This is a genomic window from Fischerella major NIES-592, from assembly GCF_001904645.1.
Taxonomy (GTDB): domain Bacteria; phylum Cyanobacteriota; class Cyanobacteriia; order Cyanobacteriales; family Nostocaceae; genus Fischerella; species Fischerella thermalis.
This window is the reverse complement of record NZ_MRCA01000022.1, coordinates 1-20191: the sequence shown is the minus strand read 5'-3', so window position 1 is coordinate 20191 and position 20191 is coordinate 1. Positions and strand designations below refer to the sequence as shown.

Genomic DNA, 20191 nt, shown 5'->3' with positions numbered 1-20191 from the left:
TGGGGAAAATACCAATCACTAACTACTAACTACCAACAACCAACAACCAACAAATTACAAATGACAAAACGCATTTTGATTATTGATGATGAACAGGATATCCGAGAAACTACCCAGATGTGTCTAGAGATAGCTGGTGGATGGGAAGTTCTAACAGCAGTTTCTGGTAGAGAAGGTCTGGTCAAAGCTGCAACAGAAAAACCTGATGTTATTCTCTTGGATGTGATGATGCCAGATATGGATGGGTTGACGACCTTGCAAAACCTCCAAAAAAATCCTACTACTCAGAATATTCCAGTAGTTTTGCTCACAGCAAAAGCACAGGCTGCTGAACAACGTCAGTTTACTCAACTTAAGATCGCGGCGGTAATTACCAAGCCCTACGATCCTTTTACCTTATCTGATCAAGTGCTACAAGCATTGATCAGTGGGTCGGCGTGAATATATTTCGTGTAATAGCTGTTGATTGTTGTTTTTGGCGTACATCAACTTTACCGTCTGTGCTTTTAACAATGACTGTGATCGCTAAACCTTTTGATTTAATGACTCTGGCCAAACAAGTAGCTGAAGTGCTGAATTGGAATTAGTTTTTGTAATTTTTTATTAATAACTATCTTCTTTCATCAGTTCTTCATTTTTTTTTCTTATTCTCTAAGGAAAGGGTTATTCAGCTACTTGATGTCTCTTGAGCGAATAATTTATCTACAAATAATCCAGCGTTACTGTTAATCCAATCGCTGGCTTTTTCTCTTGGTTAGTGGCAATAGTTAATCCCCAAACTAACAACCAACAAAAAACGTAAATACAGCTACTTTGAGCAGAGTAAAGTTCTCATTTCTTTAATAGAAGAGGGAGAGTTCAATGACTCTTACGCCAGAGCGAGAGCAAGAGGTGAGGGTTGTAGTTGATAACGATCCGGTGCCTACTTCTTTTCAGAAGTGGTCGCAACCAGGACACTTTGACCGCACCCTTGCCAAAGGCCCCAAAACCACAACCTGGATTTGGAACTTACATGCTAACGCCCACGATTTCGATACTCATACCAGCGATTTAGAAGACATATCGCGCAAGATTTTTGCTGCCCATTTTGGGCATCTAGCGGTGGTGTTTATTTGGTTAAGCGGCATGTATTTTCATGGTGCTCGCTTTTCCAATTTTGAAGCTTGGATGGCAAATCCAACTGCTATTAAACCGAGCGCCCAAGTTGTTTGGCCCATATTTGGCCAAGAAATTTTGAATGGAGATATGGGCGGTGGTTTCCACGGCATTCAAATCACATCTGGGCTTTTCCAGATGTGGCGTGCTGCTGGTTTCACCAATACATTCCAATTGTATTGCACTGCAATTGGCGCTTTGGTAATGGCAGCGCTGATGCTGTTCGCTGGTTGGTTCCACTATCACAAACGCGCTCCCAAACTGGAATGGTTCCAGAATACCCAGTCGATGTTAAATCATCACTTGGCTGGGCTTTTGGGTTTGGGTTCATTAGGTTGGACAGGACACCTAATCCATGTTTCCCTACCCACTAACAAGCTGTTGGATACTGGAGTAGCTCTGAAGGATATTCCTTTACCGCACGAGTTCATCTTGAATCCCAGTTTGATGAACAAGTTGTATCCCCATGCAGATTGGGGCTTTGTGAAAGGTGTCCTGCCTTTCTTCACCTTGCAGTGGGGGCATTTTACTGACTTTCTCACCTTTAAGGGTGGGCTTAACCCTGTTACTGGTGGCTTGTGGTTGACAGATGTTGCACACCATCATTTGGCGATCGCGGTAATGTTCATCATTGCCGGTCACATGTATCGTACCAACTGGGGTATCGGTCACAGCATTAAAGAAATGCTGGATGATGCCAGAACTCCAAACATGCTGCCATTCTTGAGCTTTATTGGGCCTGTCGGTCACAAGGGTCTGTTTGAAGTCCTCACGACGTCCTGGCACGCTCAGCTATCAATCAATTTGGCAATGTTGGGTTCTCTGAGCATTATCATCGCCCATCACATGTATGCGATGCCGCCCTATCCCTATTTGGCAACAGACTATGCGACTGTGGTATCTCTATTCACTCACCATGTATGGATTGGAGGCTTCCTGATTGTTGGTGCAGCAGCCCACGCAGCGATTTACATGGTGCGGGACTATGATCCAGAAGAGAATTTCAATAATGTACTGGATCGGGTACTACGCCATCGGGATGCAATTATTTCTCATCTTGCTTGGGTGTGTCAGTTCCTTGGCTTCCATAGCTTTGCCATGTATTGTCATAACGACACCATGCGGGCTTTTGGTCGTCCTCAGGATATGTTCTCGGATACGGGAATTCAATTACAGCCAGTGTTTGCCCAGTGGCTGCAACATATCCATACGATGACCATCGGAAATCCATCTCTCCAAGTTGCTGCACCTTTGGGTGATGCTTTTGGTGGCTTGCGAAATCTGGAACTAACAGGATTGGGAACCGCAGCGCCTAATTTGCACGAGCCTGTCAGCTATGCTTTCGGTGGTGGTGTAGTGGCTGTGGGTGGCAAAGTGGCGATGATGCCCATTACCTTGGGTACAGCGGATTTCTTAATTCACCACATTCATGCCTTCACAATTCACGTCATTGTTTTAGTACTGCTGAAAGGGGTTTTATTTGCCCGCAGTTCCCGTTTAATTCCAGATAAAGCTAATTTAGGCTTCCGCTTCCCCTGCGATGGACCGGGACGGGGTGGTACTTGCCAGGTGTCGGCTTGGGATCATGTATTCCTGGGTTTGTTCTGGATGTACAATTCTCTTAGTATGGTGATTTTCCACTTCTTCTGGAAGATGCAATCAGATGTCTGGGGGACGGTGGGAGCAGATGGGGTGGTCACTCACATCACTGGTGGAAACTTTGCGACTTCGTCAATAACGAATAACGGTTGGTTGCGTGATTTCCTTTGGGCGCAATCAACGCAAGTGATTACATCCTACAACACATCACTTTCGGCCTACGGCTTAATGTTCCTGGGCGGACACTTCATCTTTGGCTTTAGTTTGATGTTCTTATTCAGTGGTCGTGGCTACTGGCAAGAACTGATTGAATCGATAGTTTGGGCACACAACAAGTTGAAAGTTGCCCCAGCTATTCAACCTCGTGCTTTGAGCATCATTCACGGTCGGGCTGTAGGGGTTGCTCATTATCTTTTAGGAGGAATTGTCACTACTTGGGCTTTCTTCCTGGCAAGAATGACGGCATTTGGATGAAGGCAAAAGGAAAAAGCATTTAACTTGTGTACTTTTTCCTTTTTCCGGCTATATTGCTTCATTTTTGCCTTTTTACTTTTTACTTTTTACTTTTTACTTCTTTGGCTTATGGCTACTAAATTCCCAAAATTTAGCCAAGACCTTGCTAATGACCCGACAACGCGGCGCATTTTCTATGCGATCGCTACTGCTCACGATTTTGAAAGTCATGATGGGATGACGGAGGAAAATCTCTATCAAAGGATTTTTGCCTCTCACTTTGGTCATCTAGCAATTATTTTTCTGTGGGCGTCGGGGATTTTATTCCACGTTGCTTGGCAAGGTAATTTTGAGGTATGGATTAAAGACCCTGTGCATGTGCGTCCCATTGCTCACGCGATTTGGGATGCCCAATTTGGACCAGGAGCAATTGCAGCTTATACCCAAGCAGGAGCAAGAAATCCTGTAGATATTTGCTATTCCGGCGTCTACCACTGGTGGTATACCATTGGCTTGCGTACAAATACTGATTTGTATGTTGGTGCTTTGTTTTTAATTTTACTTGCTTCTCTTTTCTTATTTGCAGGCTGGTTACATTTACAACCTAGATTTAGACCGAATTTAGGTTGGTTCAAGAATTCGGAAGCTCGCTTAAATCATCATTTGGCAGGTTTGTTTGGTGTTAGCTCTTTAGCTTGGGCTGGTCATTTAGTACACGTTGCCATACCAGAATCTCGCGGACAACATGTTGGCTGGGATAACTTCTTATCTGCCCCACCCCATCCCGCTGGTTTGTGGGCATTTTTCACGGGTAATTGGGGAGCATACGCTCAAAACCCTGATACCGCCCAGCATGTATTTAATACTTCTCAAGGTGCAGGCACAGCAATTCTCACGTTCTTAGGTGGTTTTCATCCCCAGACGCAATCACTGTGGCTGACGGATATGGCACACCATCATTTAGCGATCGCAGTCGTATTAATTATTGCGGGTCACATGTACCGCACTAATTGGGATATCGGTCACAGTCTCAAGGAGATGATGGATTCAAAGACTTTCTTTGGTAGAAAAGTTGAAGGTCCCTTCAATCTACCTCACCAAGGGCTGTACGAAACAGTAAACAATTCTCTGCATTTCCAACTCTCTTTGGCACTAGCTTGTCTAGGTGTTGCCAGTTCTTTGACGGCACAGCACATGTATTCCATGCCGCCTTATGCTTTTATCGCCAAGGATTTTACCACAATGGCGGTATTATACACACACCATCAGTATATTGCCGGATTCTTAATGGTAGGGGCATTTTCCCATGCTGCCATCTTCTGGATTAAAGATTACGACCCAGAACAGAATAAAGGTAATGTCCTAGAGCGAGTGTTGAAGCACAAAGAAGCCATTATTGCTCATCTAAGTTGGGTATCGCTATTCTTAGGCTTCCATACCTTGGGTCTATACGTCCACAACGATGTAGAAGTAGCCTTTGGCGCGGCTGATAAGCAAATCTTGATTGAGCCGGTGTTTGCTCAGTTTATCCAGTCAGCAAACGGTAAGATTTTGTATGGGTTTCACACACTGCTGTCAAATCCAGATAGTATTGCTTTCACAGCATGGCCCAACCATGCCAATGTTTGGTTACCGGGATGGTTAGATGCAATCAACAGTGGGACTAACTCATTATTCTTGACAATTGGCCCGGGTGACTTTTATGTTCATCATGCGATCGCTCTCGGTTTGCACGTCACCACCTTGATATTAGTAAAAGGTGCGTTGGATGCTCGTGGTTCCAAGCTAATGCCCGATAAAAAAGATTTTGGCTACGCCTTTCCCTGTGATGGCCCCGGTCGGGGTGGTACTTGTGATATCTCGGCTTGGGATGCATCCTACCTCGCTGTCTTCTGGATGCTTAACACTCTGGGTTGGGTAACGTTCTACTGGCATTGGAAGCATCTATCTATTTGGCAAGGGAATGTCGCCCAATTCAACGAATCTTCTACCTATCTCATGGGTTGGTTCCGAGACTACCTCTGGGCAAACTCCGCTCAGTTGATTAATGGCTATAACCCCTATGGGACTAGTAACTTAGCTGTTTGGGCTTGGATGTTCCTGTTTGGACACTTAGCTTGGGCTGTTAGCTTCATGTTCCTAATTACATGGCGGGGTTACTGGCAAGAGTTAATCGAAACTCTGGCTTGGGCACACGAACAAACGCCCCTATCCTTTGGCTACTGGAGAGATAAACCCGTTGCTTTGTCAATTGTTCAGGCTCGTTTAGTCGGCTTAACTCACTTTACTGTTGGTTACATCGCTACCTACGGAGCCTTTTTAATTGCCTCAACAGCAAGTAAGTTTGGTCAATGAATCAATTGTTGACAGTTAAAAATTAACTGTCAACAGTTAACAAATAAATATAAGTTCTCAAGGTTATACTTTGTTATTTTTATTCCGGAAATTAAGTTATTAAAAATATAAAGTTTCGACCTCCTCTCTTGCTTGACTGAGCAAGAGACTTTCCTATTTAGGGCTTGCATTATTGTTAATAATATTCTTAAAATCATCTAAAAATATATTTTTAGAAATCGATAATTGATATATTTAAAATTAAGACAACATCAACCAATTCAATACAAAGGTTAATAACAATGTCTAATACAGTTGATACAGTAGATAACGATATAATTAAACCTTTCAAAGGCGATCCATGCCTTGGTAATCTATCCACTCCTATTAATGATTCTCCTTTAGCTAAAGCTTTCATCAATAATTTACCTGCTTATCGCAAAGGGTTAACTCCTTTCATGCGGGGACTGGAAATTGGTATGGCTCATGGCTATTTTCTTGTGGGACCAGAGGTTGTAATTGGACCTTTACGGGAATCAGCACATGGAGCAAATCTGAGTGGATTAATCACTGCTATATATATAGCTTTATCCGCTTGTTTAGGAATTTCCATTTTTGCGATTACAACATTCCAAGGAAATCCGAAAGGTTCTTATAGTTCTTATTCCAAAGACTCATTAAGACCGTTGAGAACTCGTGAAGAATGGAGCCAATTAAATGGCGGAATTTTTCTTGGTGCAATGGGTGGTGCTATATTTGCATATTTGCTGCTCGAAAACTTTGACGCTTTGGATGCCATTCTTAGAGGAGCCGTTAATGCTAGCTAAATGTTACTTTCTTAACACAAATTTTGCATTGGATAAATTTGAGTTTTAAATTTTGAGTTTTAGAGGAATTGTATGATGGTAGATATGACACAACTAACAGGTGACTATGCTGCTTCATGGTTGCCCTGGATCATGATTCCCCTAGTTTTCTATATTTTGCCTTTTCCTGTGTTTGCCATATTATTTTTATGGATTCAAAAAGAAGCCTCTGAGGAAATCAAAGAAACAGATAATAATCTTGCAGAAATCGGGGAACTTGAAGTACCTAATTCGTAAAAGAGTATCCTGAAAAATAAAAACTAAAAATAAAATCCCCATAAGTTTAGGAGATTTGAAAGAGACGCATGAAAAAGAAAAAACAAGTAAAAAGAAAGATGAATTTAATAGTTATTTTAACTTTTTACTTGTACAAGCACTGTGCGTCTCTCAAAAAATATTTTTACTTTTTTCAGAGATGAATAATGGGTATTATACAATGGGTGATTGACCGCATCAAGCTGATAACCCTTTTGTGTCACTCTCTGAACTGTTATCCATCAGGAAGATAAGATAACAACTCGTTCATAATCCTTATTAAAACTAAAAAATTTTTGACTAACTCAGGAATCTGGAAGACTTCAAGCTCTTGAGAAATTAAACGAAAAAATATCTGAAGACAAAGTCGCTGGAATGCTGAATTAATTAATTCTCGAACCTCTACCCCAAAAATTGTTTATATTTTCTGAAAAGCTAACTCATGGTTAGTTTTTTGGGATGAGTGCAGTTATTAATTAAGAGCAATCAATATGTTTTTTGTGAATGGGATAATCTAAATAATTAATAAATATGTCTAGGTAATCCCAAAACTAAACTTTTGGGCTGAAAGCTTAAACCCGTTAAAACGGGTTATAAATTGTACGAATATATTTCGTTTTAAATTCAAGATACCCATATAAACGCTATCTCCCTGAAGGGAGACGCTACGCGTAGACGCACTCATAGGCTTAAGGTAAGGGTATGCAAACCCCCGTAGACGGGCGAAGCCAGGCTTCTCGTACGCCGTAAGCTGTTGTAGGGTAGAGTACCCGTAGACGCAAAGCTGCTTCAAGGTAGAGTACGCCCCTACTAACCACTAACCACTAACCACTGATTAACTTAACTTTTGGGGGTAGCTTGCAGGAGGAAATCATGCACACAACTTTTGCAACCATTGATGGGAATGAGGCTGTAGCCCGTGTTGCTTACCGTTTAAGTGAAGTCATAGCTATCTATCCCATCACCCCCTCTTCCGCAATGGGTGAATGGGCTGATGTTTGGTCAGCATCACACCGTGCTAATTTGTGGGGTACGGTTCCGAGTGTAATCGAAATGCAGAGTGAAGGCGGAGCGGCTGCGGCTGTACATGGGGCGCTACAAACAGGTTCTCTCACAACTACATTCACTTCGTCACAGGGGTTATTGTTGATGATCCCTAACCTATACAAAATTGCTGGAGAATTAACTAGTGCAGTTATTCATGTAGCAGCCCGTGCTTTAGCTACCCATGCTTTATCTATTTTTGGCGACCACAGCGATGTTATGGCAGCCCGTGGTACAGGATTTGCCTTGCTGTGTTCTGCGTCGGTGCAGGAAGCCCATGATTTTGCGCTGATTGCCCAAGCTGCAACTCTGGCGGCGCGAGTGCCATTTATGCACTTTTTTGATGGTTTTCGCACCTCCCATGAAATTCAGAAAGTCCAGTTGCTGGCAGATGAGGATTTGCGATCGCTCATTGATGAAGAATTAATTCTCGCCCATCGCACCCGTGCTTTAACTCCCGATCGCCCTGTATTGCGGGGAACTGCCCAAAACCCCGATGTTTATTTCCAAGCCCGTGAACGCGCTAACCCCTACTACAATGCTTGTGCAGAAATTGTCCAACACGTTATGGACAAACTTGGGGAACGCACGGGACGACACTATCAAATTTACGAGTATTATGGCGCAAGTGACGCCGATCGCGTGATTGTCCTCATGGGTTCTGGTTGTGAAACAGTCCATGAAACAGTAGATTACCTCAACGCCCGTGGTGAAAAAGTGGGTGTTGTCAAAGTCAGACTCTACCGCCCCTTTGATGTCCAAAGATTTGTTCAAGCCTTACCAAAAACCACAAAAGCGATCGCAGTTCTAGATCGCAGCAAAGAACCAGGTTCAGCCGGCGAACCGTTGTATCTTGATGTCGTCACCGCCATTCACGAAGCATGGGAATTGCAGGACGAGATAAGGAGACAAAGGGGACGACTTGGGGGACTAGGAGATAACGAAAATGTTTATACCCCTTACACCCCTCATACTCCTCACATCACCCCTACCCTACGGGAAGCCGCGCAGAGCGCGTCTACACCCCATCACCCCACTCCTAAAATCATCGCTGGTCGCTATGGTCTTTCTTCTAAAGAATTTACTCCGGCGATGGTGCGGGCAATTTTCGACAATCTCGGCCAACCACAGCCGCAAAATCACTTCACTATTGGTATTAATGACGACATTACCAACACTTCCCTAAGTTTTGACCCCAACTTCTCTACTGAACCAGATCAGGTTGTCAGAGCCATGTTTTACGGCTTGGGTTCTGATGGGACGGTGGGTGCAAACAAAAACTCGATCAAGATTATTGGTGAAGAAACCGACAACTACGCCCAAGGTTATTTTGTCTACGATTCTAAGAAATCTGGCTCGATGACAGTTTCTCACCTGCGTTTTGGTCCGAAGCCGATTCGCTCTACTTATCTGATTGGCAAAGCGAATTTCATCGGTTGCCATCAGTGGGTATTCTTGGATCGAGTAGATGTACTGAAAAATGCTGTATCAGGGGCAACTTTTTTACTTAATAGTCCTTATGATGCAGATACGGTCTGGGAATATCTGCCAGAGAAAGTACAGCAGCAGATTATTAGCAAACAACTAAAATTTTATGTTATCAATGCTACTCAAGTCGCCCGTGAAAGTGGCATGGGTGGACGCATTAACACTATTATGCAAGTATGCTTCTTTGCCTTAGCAGGAATTTTACCCCAAGCAGAAGCGATCGCCAAAATTAAGCAAGTGATTGAAAAAACATACGGCAAAAAAGGCGCAGAAGTCGTCCGCATGAATCTGCAAGCGGTAGATCAGACGCTGGAAAACTTGCAGAAAGTCGATGTTCCAAGGTGGTGTGATGGGGAGAAATCCAACATCCAAAATCTTGAGGGTGCGCCTGAGTTCGTCCGCGAAGTCTTAAGCAAAATTATGAGGTGGGAAGGGGATGATTTACCTGTAAGTGCTTTACCTGCTGATGGAACTTTTCCCACAGGTACTTCTCAATGGGAAAAACGCAATGTGGCGCTAGATATTCCGGTTTGGGAACCTGATGTCTGCGTACAATGCAGCAAGTGTGTGATGGTTTGTCCCCATGCGGCAATTCGCAGTAAAGTTTACGCAGCAAGTGAATTAACAAATGCTCCGGTAACATTTAAGTCTATCAATGCCAAAGATAAAGACTTTGCGGGACAGAAATTTACGATTCAAATAGCACCGGAAGATTGTACAGGATGCGGTATCTGCGTTGAAATTTGCCCTGCGAAAAATAAATTGCAGCCAGAAACTAAAGCAATTAATCTCAAACCGCAGTTACCTTTACGGGAGCAAGAACGGGAAAATTGGAATTTCTTTTTGAATTTACCAAATCCTGACCGACGGCAACTAAAATTAAACCAAATTCGCCAACAACAACTGCAAGAACCATTGTTTGAATTTTCTGGTGCTTGTGCGGGTTGTGGCGAGACACCTTATTTAAAACTACTGTCACAATTATTTGGCGATCGCGCGATGATTGCCAATGCTACTGGTTGTTCTTCGATTTACGGTGGTAATCTCCCCACAACTCCTTGGACTAAAAACTCTGAAGGTAGAGGCCCAGCATGGTCTAATAGTTTATTTGAAGATAACGCCGAATTCGGTTTTGGTTTTCGCTTATCTTTAGATAAACATGCTGAACATGCGGCGGAATTATTGCGAGAGTTGGGAAGTAAGCTTCCTGAGGATTTAGTTCAATCTATTCTTAACGCACCCCAAAAAACCGAAGCAGATATCTACGAGCAAAGACAAAGGGTAGAATTGCTTAAACAGCGATTAGACGATGTAGAGACGTACCATGGTACGTCTTTACAATCCAAAATCCAAAATCTGAGACTGTTGGCTGATTATCTTGTCAAAAAGAGTGTTTGGATTGTCGGTGGTGACGGTTGGGCTTATGATATTGGCTTTGGCGGATTAGATCATGTACTTGCCAGTGGTCGCAATGTTAATATCCTAGTGATGGATACAGAAGTATATTCCAATACAGGCGGACAATCTTCTAAAGCCACTCCAACAGCTGCGATCGCCAAATTTGCCTCTAGTGGTAAGCCTGCTGCCAAGAAAGATTTGGGACTCATGGCGATGAGCTACGGTAATGTCTACGTAGCGAGTGTAGCTTTAGGCGCACGTGATGACCAAACACTGAAAGCATTTTTAGAAGCTGAAGCTTACAACGGCCCATCACTGATTATTGCTTATAGTCATTGTATTGCTCATGGCATTAATATGACCACAGCCATGAACAACCAAAAAGCTTTAGTAGAATCAGGTCGTTGGTTGCTGTATCGCTATAACCCACAATTGCGAGAACAGGGTAAAAATCCTTTGCAATTGGATATGCGATCGCCCAAACAATCACTAGAACAGTCAATGTATCAAGAAAATCGCTTCAAAATGCTTGTCAAGAGTAAACCCGAACTTGCTCAACGTTTGCTACAACAAGCCCAAGCAGAAGTAGACGCACGTTGGCAATTGTATGAATATTTAGCAGCACAATAGATTGTAAATTCAAACAGATGTACAGCGATAATCCATCTGTGTTTATCGGTGTGCATCTGTGTTCGTTAACTAAAAATAACTAGACAATTGCCAATAAACCTTGGATAACACGTGATTGCATTTATAGCCGTTTTCCACAACAGAAAATACAACTGTGAGCATTTCATTGAGAGCGATCGCACTTCAATTTGACATTCGCTCATCATGTTATTCATGAAAAACATTTGGGACAAACATTTATTAACTATAAATTATACTTTCTTAATATTTCTTAGCTAAAATTGTTATAAAAGTACATTTTAGCTAACAAAAGGAGCGGTGAGTGATGGAAAGCACCGAGTTTAATAGGGTTCTGCGGCGCATAGCTACCGTATTATCTCTCGTCATTATTACCCTATCTTTAGTTGCAGCTTCTACTGGCATTTTGTTATCTATTTACTATGAACCAGCAGCAGGCAGGGCGTATCAGTCGTTGAAATTGATTACAGAGCAAGTGCAGTATGGTTGGTTGTTCCGTAAAGCCCACAATATTGCTGGTAATGGAGTGATTGCGATCGCACTTGTGCAAATTGTGGTGTTATTTCTGTGCAGACAATTTCGCAAGAGTTGGTTATCAGCCTGGATCAGTGCAATTTTCTTCACTCTCATTGCCATTGGGTTAAGTTGGACAGCAATGATTTTAAGCTGGGATCAAGAAGGATTCTGGCGTTTTAGCATTGAGTTAGGAACCATTGAAGCAATTCCTTTGATTGGTTCACAACTACGCGAAATCCTGACTGGTGGTGCAATTAGTACGCTAACTATCCAAAGACTCTACACCATACACAGTTATATCCTTTCAATTGCTGCCATTATCATTTCTGGCGCACATTTATTCAGCGTATTGTGGCAAGAAAAACAAATGAAAGCTCAGTTTGCCAACTCTGAAAGTGCTAACTTGCCACCGAGTCAGCTTCAAGGTGCAGGAGCATCACTGACAGAAAGCTGAGATAACTTCCCGATCGGGATTTCCTCAACCTCTGGTAATTTTTCCAGAGAGAGGCGATTTGAATCTCTACCACCCGATAAGCGTTTTAAAAGCTTCGGTCTGGGATCATGCAATAGGTAGATGATGCGATCGCCACTTTGCCAAGCTTCACCCGCAGGCATGATCTGCAATTTCTCATCCCGTTCTAAAAACAGTGGTACTAACTCACCAGTCCGAATTAATGCCTGCAACTGAACCTTTTGTAATGAAAAACCAGGTTCTTTGAGTGTCGTCATCCCTAGTTTCACTTGCTCATCGTTGATATATTGATTCCAGGTTTTAATTTGCAAGTCTGGAATAAAGGCCTGACTGACTTTCGTATTATTTGTACCATTAGTGGCTTGTGGATCACGGGGAAAAACTGCTAGAACGCGGGGTGGGTTAAACTCTTCTGCGGCTCGTTGTGCCAAAACAAAATTCACCTCGCCATTTTTGGTCATCGCCAAAAAAGTTCCCACCGAAGCCAATCCTGCTTCTTCCAAAACATTGACATCCAAAGCACTGCTGATTAGGACTCGTAAATTTTCGGCTTGGGCTTGCTTACTTGCTTCAGGATCAGTGTCGATCATCACAACTGCTTCTCCCCGTTCTTGCAACAGGCGAGCAACTAAAATACTCAGAGGATTGCAACCAACAATTACTGCCCCTGTCGCCTCTTTGGAGGTAATTTCCAGCCACCTAGCAATCCAGCCAGCAGTTAGTCCCTGACAGAAAACTGTCATGATAATTGTGAGGAACACAAGAGCTTTAATGGCATCACCACCGTTAATGCCGTGTTGGGTCAACAAAATTGAAAATAAAGAAGCTACAGAAGCAGAAACAATTCCTCTAGGAGCAACCCAGCTAAGAAACAGTTTTTGTCGCCAGTTCAAGTCACTGTTCCAGGTACAACAAAGAATGTTGATCGGACGCACGATAAACATCAAAGCCAAAACAGTAAATAAACTGCCCCAACCTAGTGCAAACAAACTGTCAATAGATAAATCAGCAGCCAGTAAAATAAATAAGACTGAAACGCACAAAATCGTTAACTGACCTTTGAAGTGCCGCAGTAGTCGTTCTTCTGGAACAGAAGCTGTTCCAAACACCACACCAGCAACTACAGTCGCCATCAATCCTGATTCACTGCGGAGCATTTGCGCCAACACAAATAAACCCCACGAACCAGCCAAGACTACAAGGTTTTTGACCTCAAAAGATAGAAAATTGGCATACTTGCAAATTAGCGCCATCAACCAGCCGCCTACTGCCCCAATGATGCCACCAAGACTCAGCCGCACTAGCAAACTGCTGATGGCAACAAAGGGGTCGGCATTATCGTTTAATATCGTGTTCAGCACTACAACAGCTAGGATGGCTCCAACAGGGTCAATTAACACTCCTTCGCCTTCTAACAATGTGGCAACTGGTCGTTCCACATTAATTTGTTTGAGCAGAGGACTGATCACCGTAGGGCCTGTAACCACTACTAGAGAGGCGAACAGCAAAGCGATCGGCCAAGGAAATTCACCTAGCCAATGAGCCGCCATACTCCCACCAAGTAATGTAATTAAAGTTCCCAAAGTTACGAGTAATTGCAAACTTGTAGAAACTTTGTTTAACTCTCGCAGTTCTAGGTTAAGTCCGCCTTCAAACAAAATTATTGCCGTTCCCAAAGCAACAATAACTTCTAATCCAGTGCCTAGCAAATGGGGATGCAACAGCCCGAAACCGTCAGAGCCAAGCAGAATACCAAACAGCAATAAAAATACAATACTGGGTACTCGCAGGTACGCAGCTACTACCTGAGCGCTTATGCCGGCAACGACGGCAATAACCATCTGCAAGGTGATTTCAAAAGATGCTTCCATGTTGTAGATTTTGAGCTATGTTTTTCAAAATCTCTTGTAAAGAATTGTAAAGACTCTATTTACCTGATGCAATATGACAACTTGAATACTCTTTGTTGAGCAGAAAAGTTTTTTACTTGGTTACCTATAATACACTCGCCCCAGAGGATTGGTAAAATGGTAACGACCCTAATGCTTGATTTATCAGCTTTTGAGTGCCATTTTTACCTCCTTAGGTTCATTTTTTAACCCTTGACTATGAATCACTTTTGCTTCCACTCAGTTTAACCTGCTGCAATTTAAAATTTTGCTATCAAATTATTCATTTAAACTGTTGACATCAAAAGTAAAAGCCGCTAAATTAATAAAAGTGTGACCCGCGCCCCCATCGTCTAGAGGCCTAGGACACCTCCCTTTCACGGAGGTAACGGGGATTCGAATTCCCCTGGGGGTATCTGAAAATCAATATAGGGAAAACTCCACAGTAAAAGTGAACGATTTGTGGAGTGTTTTTTGCTATTAATGCATTCTGTTTTAAGATCATCTCATTTCTGGAGGCAATCCAAAATCCAAAATCCAAAATCCAAAATGGAATGACCAGTCCACTACCTTATCCCTCCAAACGTTGGTAAATTGCCAGCAGATTTAGTTGTAAGTCTTTCGCAAGGCGGCGCTCAATAATTCCTACGGGCATAGTAAGTTTAGGCCAAACTTTGACCGTGTAGCAGAGATTAGTCCCTGTTTCTTGACCTAAAGAATAAGACTCTAAGCACCAGCTACCAGAGAAGTCTTTAAAATCGCCCTCTACCATTTGGAAAGTTATTTCTTTGGGAAAGTGTTCCTCAAGATCAAGAACTACACGGGCAGAAAAATTCATGCGTAAAAAGCGCTGAGAACCTATTTGTTCCAAACGAATACCACCGTTGGGATGTTCCAGTAAACGACTTTGGGCTAAGTTGGGGATGAAGTCGGCTAAGGCTTCATAATTGGTGAGTACTTCCCAAACTTTTGCCACTGGCTGGGGAATTTGGATTTTAGCGGTGATTTGTCGCTGTCTGTCGGTGATTTTCTCGATTTGAACAGCCACAGCGTTTTGATCATTCGCTTCAAAGTTAGTTTCGTCTTCAATGGCGATGAAGTTGAGTTCTTCTGGTGTATATTTTTCTTCAGTCACTTTCAGGGTAGGTTTTGTCTTGGTCTGAAAATTGGGGCAGATTTAAGGTAAAACAGATTTTGCTGAGATCTGTATCCTCAATCGGAGTACTTTCTACAGCGATTTCCCCACTCAAATGCTGCACTAAGGATTTTACCAGAGCAAGCCCTAAGCCAGTGCCAGGAGTCCATCTTCCTCTACCGCGACGGAATGCATCGAAAATATAGGTGCTTTCTGCCTCTGAGATGCCACGTCCTATGTTGGTTACTTTAATAATAACTCGATCAATTTGTTGAATAACTTGGTGTGTAGCTTGAATTTGGATGCTAGTATCCCTTTCGGAGAACTTTACCGCATTGGTCAAAAGTTCTTGTAAGATGCGGTCAAAACTTTCTAGTTCGGTTTGTAATTCTAGGGATTGTTCCGGTAACTCATAAGAAATATTTAATCCTTTTTCTACCAGCTTTTTCTCAAAAGATGCTGATATGTCTTGGATTCTGCGATTTAAATCTAAGGTTTCAAATTGCGGAGGCTCTTGATGATTCTCTAGCTTCTGGAGTGTCAATAAGTCGTTAATCAAGTTGATTTCTTTAGTACACTCCTCCTCCAGAATATCTAGGTACCTGGTTTGCTGTTCGGGGGTTCTTCCTGGTTGACGCAGGATACGCAAAGCCATACGCATGTTGGTTAAAGGATAACGTAGGCGATCGCTCATGTTACTCAAAAACTCATCTTTGAGTTTGTTGAGTTCTCGCAATTGCTCAACATATTGCTTTGTTCTTTCATACAGTTTTGCTTGAACGTCCAGACTGCGCTGCAATTGGGATGTGCGCTCATCGACTAACATTTGTACTTGCCGTAGTGTCTGTGTTTGAATGATGGCATTGCTGAGTTGAGCGCAGACCATTTCTACCATGTTGATTTCTGCTGTATGCCAGTAACGAGGTTGGGTTTGCTGTAGTGCTAAAAATCCCAAAACTTTGCCTTGACTCTCCAACCTCATTAACAGCATTGCAGGCAGTTTTTCTAAAATAAACGCTTGGGCGATTTTGGAGGTATCCTTGCGTCTATCTTTAGTGTCATTAATAATTACAGGCTTGCCAGACTCTGCTGTAAAGGCACGCCGACTAATTCCACACTCTGAAAGCCAGAAGGAATGATCTTGGTTATCTTGTTTATCAATGTAAAAATCTTCTGGCTGTTTAGACCATTCACCAATAACAGTAGCTTTCGCTTTGGGAATTTGTTTTTTGGGTAGATTTCTAAATAGCGGATCAGTATATTTGAGTAATATAATCAAACCCCGGTCTGCTTCTAGGGCTTCGGCAGTAGATGCGATCGCCACCTGAAGCATTTGATTAATCTCCAAGTTGCTGCGACCAAGTATTGTCAATTGTTTGATCAGATTTTGATGCTTAGCACAAGTTTGGAGAAACTGCTGTTGTGAGGTGATCAGCTGTGCTTGTGCTACTTGTTCTAAGGCGATCGCGCAAACTGACTCTACTGCTGTGAGTAAAGATTTTTCTGACTCACTCCAATCATATAGCTGAGACTTGATTAAGTTAATGACACCATTCTTTTTGTTTCCAAAATGGGTAGTAATTGCCAGAACCGATTTCACTGGTATCGGCACTTGTTGGCAACCTATTTTCAGACTGTTTTGAATTGTGGCAATGTCCTCTATAGTTGGTTCACCAGCGCATTGCACCACTGGTAAATCCAGCTGCTCTAGTGAAAATATTTCATCTGGCGACGAATCTAAATACTCTTGGGGACACCAATTTGCAGCAATTTCTTCACCACCAGTCACCTCTTTGTGGGCAGTCACTAAGCAGCAGCAATCTACTTTGAATGCAACTCCTAGCAATTGGGCAATATCTTGCAGCATCATTGCTGATGTTGAGCTATTAGCAATGATGTGATTGATTTTTTGTGCTAACTGGAGGGCTGCCTCTTCCTCATGTTGCATCAGATTGACCGGGTAGTGTGTGAGTCTATCTATTTCATCTCGGCGTTGTGGCAACGAAGACAAACGCTTTCTCATTCCTGGTACGCTTTTGGATATTGAACCCATTTCCTTTGTACCCAACCTCCTGCCATATGCTTGCTCCCTTTGTAACCCTGCACCCTGTGATTGAATCTTTCATCTTGTCTTCAAAACTTTACTCTCACCTGTTATAGCCCTTTTCTATTGCAGATCGTCAAATCATCTCATATCAGAAACCTTGAGTAATAAGATACATAAAAATAAATTTAGTTTAGTTGCATCGGGCAAATAGCCAAATATAGTTACAGCTTTTTACACGCCTATTTTTTGCTAACATCTACTTAGATTATCCTGTCTATAACTATACATAAACCGTAATTTCTCTAGACTTGTCGCCAAGACTTCCTAAATAGCTTCCGCATTAATACTGAATTTTTCTAAAAAAGTGTAATATTTTTTTCACACTATGCTCCCATCGCTGACTTTTTAGCTAGGTCAGACACTAATAAATGTAATTAGCGTCAGGGTTTAGCAAAATTTTCGACAACTAAACAAGGGGTAGGGAAAAATTTGTATTGAGATTAGCTACTTCACTCCTTGTCTTTAGAATCATTTAATCTTTAGGCTGATGTTTTAGATCTGTCAAGTGTAGTCAGACCCCCTGTGTTATAAATTACTAAGCCTCTAGATAGTTTCGACGTTATTTAAAAGGCAAGGGGGAACGGGAAATAGGCAAAAGTTATTTCTGTTCCTCTTAGATATTTATTTTTTTGAGCTAATTTAATTTTGGCGCAAGGAGTCCGATGATTCGGGCAGAATGTTTATGACTGTTACTTCCTGTTTTTATTGATTTGATAAATAAAATAACTAATTATAGCATTAATTTATATAGTCAATAATTATACCTAATAGGCTTCCTTATTTTTTCTTTGCCTTCTGCCTAGTTTCTTCATAACTTTATGGTGAATACAGCCTAGTTTTGCTTGAAACAACATTAACCAGGCTGCATTCACCTGAATCCATTTATCCGGCTAAACTTTCGACACTTAGAGGAACCATATCGCCCGTCCTCGTCAGTCCTAACAACATCGGTTGTTGCGGTTGAATTAATTGACCTGTGAGTACACAACGCTCTTCTTGTTGGGCTGTAGCAGCTATGCTTGCTCGAATATCAGATCTGGAAAATCGAGGTTTCCACTCTCCTGATTTTTGCTGGACATAATTCCAAAGGATATCGCGGATGAGAGCTTGATATCCCTGATTGCCTGCTAAATCTTTAAGTTTATCTTTTAATTCGCGCTCAAGACGGATGCTGGTGACTTCCATATCGGTGGTGGGGGTGCGAGTGATGGTATGCATGAGTTTTTCTCCTTAAAACTATAGACAGGATAGTAATACAAGTGTAGTATGTTTAAAGGAATGTTCAATAGGTGAAATTTTCTGTGATATCCATTTACCCCATCTCTACTTCTTTATGTGCTGATCAGTCCCGAACCAGTTGGGAATCAGCGCCTATGGGAGTGGAGTATTTATTTATGGGGCTGATTTGCCTAAAACTGGGCAAATTTACAGAGGGTAATCATGATTCTAAATATGCCAGGATTGGTGTACTTAATCGAGCACCACAACTAAAAGAGAGAAGCGGGAGGTACAGACACCCAGATGCTGTACCGATAGAGGAATAAAAGACTTTTAAAGTCAATTCTCAACCCCCGCTTTAACAAAGAAAAAAGCGGGGGTTTTTGAATGAGGAGTCAAACCGTGAGGATCGCAACGCAAGTTTTAGATCAATCTGTGGTGGTGTTTTCTCAAAATTACTTGCCACTGTGTCGAGTAAATATCAAGCGAGCTATTGTACTTTTGCTCACAAACAAGGCGGAACCGCTAGATATTACCACTAATAGCGGCTGGCAAGTTCACTCTCCTAGCTTGGTAATCGATGTACCAAAACAAATTCGCTTGAAAATAGCTTCTCGGGAACGGATGTGGAAAATTCCACCAGTCAATAGACGGGAAGTGTTGCGACGAGACCATCACAGTTGCCAATATTGCGGTAGCAGCAAACATTTGACATTAGATCATGTGCTTCCCCGTTCTCGAGGTGGACAGCACACTTGGGATAACGTGGTTGCTGCTTGCGAACGGTGTAACTCCAAAAAAGGAGATAAAACCCCACAAGAAGCGGGTATGCGCCTACGTACTAAACCAAAAGCACCTGTCCATCCCACGATTGCTTTTGCGGAACAGTTTTGGATGGACGTGCAAATAAACCTGGAATAACAGGAGAGCATGAGGAATGCTGAAATTAACTTACACCGAAACGAGTTTTCACCTAGAGTGTCTGGCTCAGTCCCTTGAGGAGTGGGTCGCGCAGCGAGTGATTTTGACACTGCGAGTCGGTCAAAGTCTGTCTGTTGAACCTAGCACTGCTTCCTTTTTGCTTCCTGCGAATTTGCCAGGATTAGAACAACTCAAGACTCAGGTGCAATGGGAAGAAAGAGAAATTCTTGCTTTATGCGCATCTGATTGTGAGTACATTGAAGTCACTCTCAGCGGTTCTTGGTTATCGGATGGCTCTGAGAATGTCCAAGGTGTGTTTGTTACCACACTGAGCGATCGCACTGAGTTTTTACTACACAAACTCTGGGTCGTTGCTCAAGCTTGTGCGTCTGTTTTGAGTGAATAATCTAGTTCCCTGGCTCCAACAAACTTACTATCTGGAACGTAAATTGTTTTTCTAAGAGGTGAGCTTTAAGAACTGAAGAGGCGATCGCAGGCTGGTAATGGGAAAAATCAATACCAATTACCAATCATCATACATAAAAATGAGGATGGGAAGCTGCTCTACAGATGTCTACAATTCCCGTCCTCTTCATTTTTGATAATTGAAAAATGTATTTATTAGTATTAATTATAAGTAACGTCTAATGTGAATTAACAAAGGCGCTAATAGATCATGGGAAATACTCAACA

At 42.4% G+C, this 20191-nt stretch carries 14 protein-coding genes and 1 tRNA gene; 11 read left to right on the top strand and 4 right to left on the bottom strand.

Annotation, left to right across the window (positions count from 1 at the left end; genetic code table 11):
• The first annotated feature begins 60 nt into the window (after positions 1-60).
• The 8 genes from NIES592_RS22700 to NIES592_RS22670 all read left to right on the top strand — a co-directional run bounded on the left by NIES592_RS22700 (position 61) and on the right by NIES592_RS22670 (position 12210).
• Positions 61-441, top strand: coding sequence for a response regulator (locus NIES592_RS22700; RefSeq protein ID WP_062246781.1), 381 nt, complete (start codon positions 61-63; stop codon positions 439-441).
• Positions 438-587 carry a hypothetical protein gene (locus tag NIES592_RS25480; RefSeq protein WP_178379613.1) on the top strand — a complete coding sequence of 50 codons (150 nt, stop codon included), beginning with the start codon at positions 438-440 and terminating at the stop codon, positions 585-587. The genes NIES592_RS22700 and NIES592_RS25480 overlap by 4 nt, the downstream gene beginning before the upstream one ends.
• Positions 588-861: 274 nt before the next feature.
• Positions 862-3228 carry a photosystem I core protein PsaA gene (psaA, locus tag NIES592_RS22695; RefSeq protein WP_073556983.1) on the top strand — a complete coding sequence of 789 codons (2367 nt, stop codon included), beginning with the start codon at positions 862-864 and terminating at the stop codon, positions 3226-3228.
• Between the two features lie 108 nt (positions 3229-3336).
• Complete coding sequence (psaB, locus tag NIES592_RS22690) at positions 3337-5562, top strand: photosystem I core protein PsaB (RefSeq protein WP_073556982.1); 2226 nt, start codon at positions 3337-3339, stop codon at positions 5560-5562.
• Positions 5563-5843: 281 nt separating this feature from the next.
• Entirely contained in the window at positions 5844-6368 is a 525-nt protein-coding gene (locus tag NIES592_RS22685) for a photosystem I reaction center subunit XI (protein WP_073556981.1), read from the top strand.
• Positions 6369-6452: 84 nt separating this feature from the next.
• Positions 6453-6644, top strand: a complete 192-nt coding sequence (locus NIES592_RS22680) for a photosystem I reaction center subunit VIII (protein WP_235656136.1) — start codon at positions 6453-6455, stop codon at positions 6642-6644.
• Between the two features lie 891 nt (positions 6645-7535).
• Entirely contained in the window at positions 7536-11222 is a 3687-nt protein-coding gene (gene nifJ / locus NIES592_RS22675) for a pyruvate:ferredoxin (flavodoxin) oxidoreductase (RefSeq protein ID WP_073556980.1), read from the top strand.
• A 325-nt stretch (positions 11223-11547) separates the two neighbouring features.
• Positions 11548-12210, top strand: coding sequence for a cytochrome b N-terminal domain-containing protein (locus NIES592_RS22670; protein WP_073556979.1), 663 nt, complete (start codon positions 11548-11550; stop codon positions 12208-12210).
• Here the strand turns inward: NIES592_RS22670 and NIES592_RS22665 are convergent.
• Positions 12177-14099 (bottom strand): cation:proton antiporter, encoded by a 1923-nt coding sequence (locus NIES592_RS22665; RefSeq protein WP_062246770.1) that lies wholly within the window; start codon positions 14097-14099, stop codon positions 12177-12179. The genes NIES592_RS22670 and NIES592_RS22665 overlap by 34 nt on opposite strands.
• 360 nt (positions 14100-14459) lie before the next feature.
• Here NIES592_RS22665 and NIES592_RS22660 point away from each other — a divergent pair.
• A tRNA-Glu gene (locus tag NIES592_RS22660) sits at positions 14460-14532 on the top strand.
• A gap of 156 nt (positions 14533-14688) precedes the next feature.
• Here NIES592_RS22660 and NIES592_RS22655 read toward each other — a convergent pair.
• The 3 genes from NIES592_RS22655 to NIES592_RS22645 form a co-directional block, all read right to left on the bottom strand.
• Positions 14689-15252 (bottom strand): SRPBCC family protein, encoded by a 564-nt coding sequence (locus NIES592_RS22655; RefSeq protein ID WP_062246768.1) that lies wholly within the window; start codon positions 15250-15252, stop codon positions 14689-14691.
• Entirely contained in the window at positions 15245-17305 is a 2061-nt protein-coding gene (locus NIES592_RS22650; RefSeq protein WP_073556978.1) for a GAF domain-containing sensor histidine kinase, read from the bottom strand. Before NIES592_RS22650 ends, NIES592_RS22655 begins: the two co-directional genes overlap by 8 nt.
• A gap of 936 nt (positions 17306-18241) precedes the next feature.
• Positions 18242-18577 (bottom strand): hypothetical protein, encoded by a 336-nt coding sequence (locus NIES592_RS22645; protein WP_009453717.1) that lies wholly within the window; start codon positions 18575-18577, stop codon positions 18242-18244.
• Positions 18578-18964: 387 nt separating this feature from the next.
• On the opposite strand from NIES592_RS22645, the gene NIES592_RS22635 reads away from it, so the two are divergent.
• The gene (locus tag NIES592_RS22635) at positions 18965-19498 is read left to right on the top strand and encodes an HNH endonuclease (protein WP_073556977.1); all 534 of its coding nucleotides are present in this window, start codon (positions 18965-18967) and stop codon (positions 19496-19498) included.
• Between the two features lie 16 nt (positions 19499-19514).
• Positions 19515-19904, top strand: coding sequence for an alr0857 family protein (locus NIES592_RS22630; RefSeq protein ID WP_062246762.1), 390 nt, complete (start codon positions 19515-19517; stop codon positions 19902-19904).
• Positions 19905-20191 lie beyond the last annotated feature (287 nt).

What these genes read in the sequence shown, in the direction of transcription:
- psaA (WP_073556983.1), top strand. Translation starts at nt 862, where the DNA reads ATGACTCTTACGCCAGAGCGAGAGCAAGAGGTGAGGGTTGTAGTTGAT.
- nifJ (WP_073556980.1), top strand. Translation starts at nt 7,536, where the DNA reads ATGCACACAACTTTTGCAACCATTGATGGGAATGAGGCTGTAGCCCGT.
- NIES592_RS22700 (WP_062246781.1), top strand. Translation starts at nt 61, where the DNA reads ATGACAAAACGCATTTTGATTATTGATGATGAACAGGATATCCGAGAA.
- NIES592_RS22680 (WP_235656136.1), top strand. Translation starts at nt 6,453, where the DNA reads ATGACACAACTAACAGGTGACTATGCTGCTTCATGGTTGCCCTGGATC.
- NIES592_RS22665 (WP_062246770.1), bottom strand. Translation starts at nt 14,099, where the DNA reads ATGGAAGCATCTTTTGAAATCACCTTGCAGATGGTTATTGCCGTCGTT.
- NIES592_RS22670 (WP_073556979.1), top strand. Translation starts at nt 11,548, where the DNA reads ATGGAAAGCACCGAGTTTAATAGGGTTCTGCGGCGCATAGCTACCGTA.
- NIES592_RS22635 (WP_073556977.1), top strand. Translation starts at nt 18,965, where the DNA reads ATGAGGAGTCAAACCGTGAGGATCGCAACGCAAGTTTTAGATCAATCT.
- psaB (WP_073556982.1), top strand. Translation starts at nt 3,337, where the DNA reads ATGGCTACTAAATTCCCAAAATTTAGCCAAGACCTTGCTAATGACCCG.
- NIES592_RS22630 (WP_062246762.1), top strand. Translation starts at nt 19,515, where the DNA reads ATGCTGAAATTAACTTACACCGAAACGAGTTTTCACCTAGAGTGTCTG.
- NIES592_RS22650 (WP_073556978.1), bottom strand. Translation starts at nt 17,305, where the DNA reads ATGGGTTCAATATCCAAAAGCGTACCAGGAATGAGAAAGCGTTTGTCT.
- NIES592_RS22685 (WP_073556981.1), top strand. Translation starts at nt 5,844, where the DNA reads ATGTCTAATACAGTTGATACAGTAGATAACGATATAATTAAACCTTTC.
- NIES592_RS22645 (WP_009453717.1), bottom strand. Translation starts at nt 18,577, where the DNA reads ATGCATACCATCACTCGCACCCCCACCACCGATATGGAAGTCACCAGC.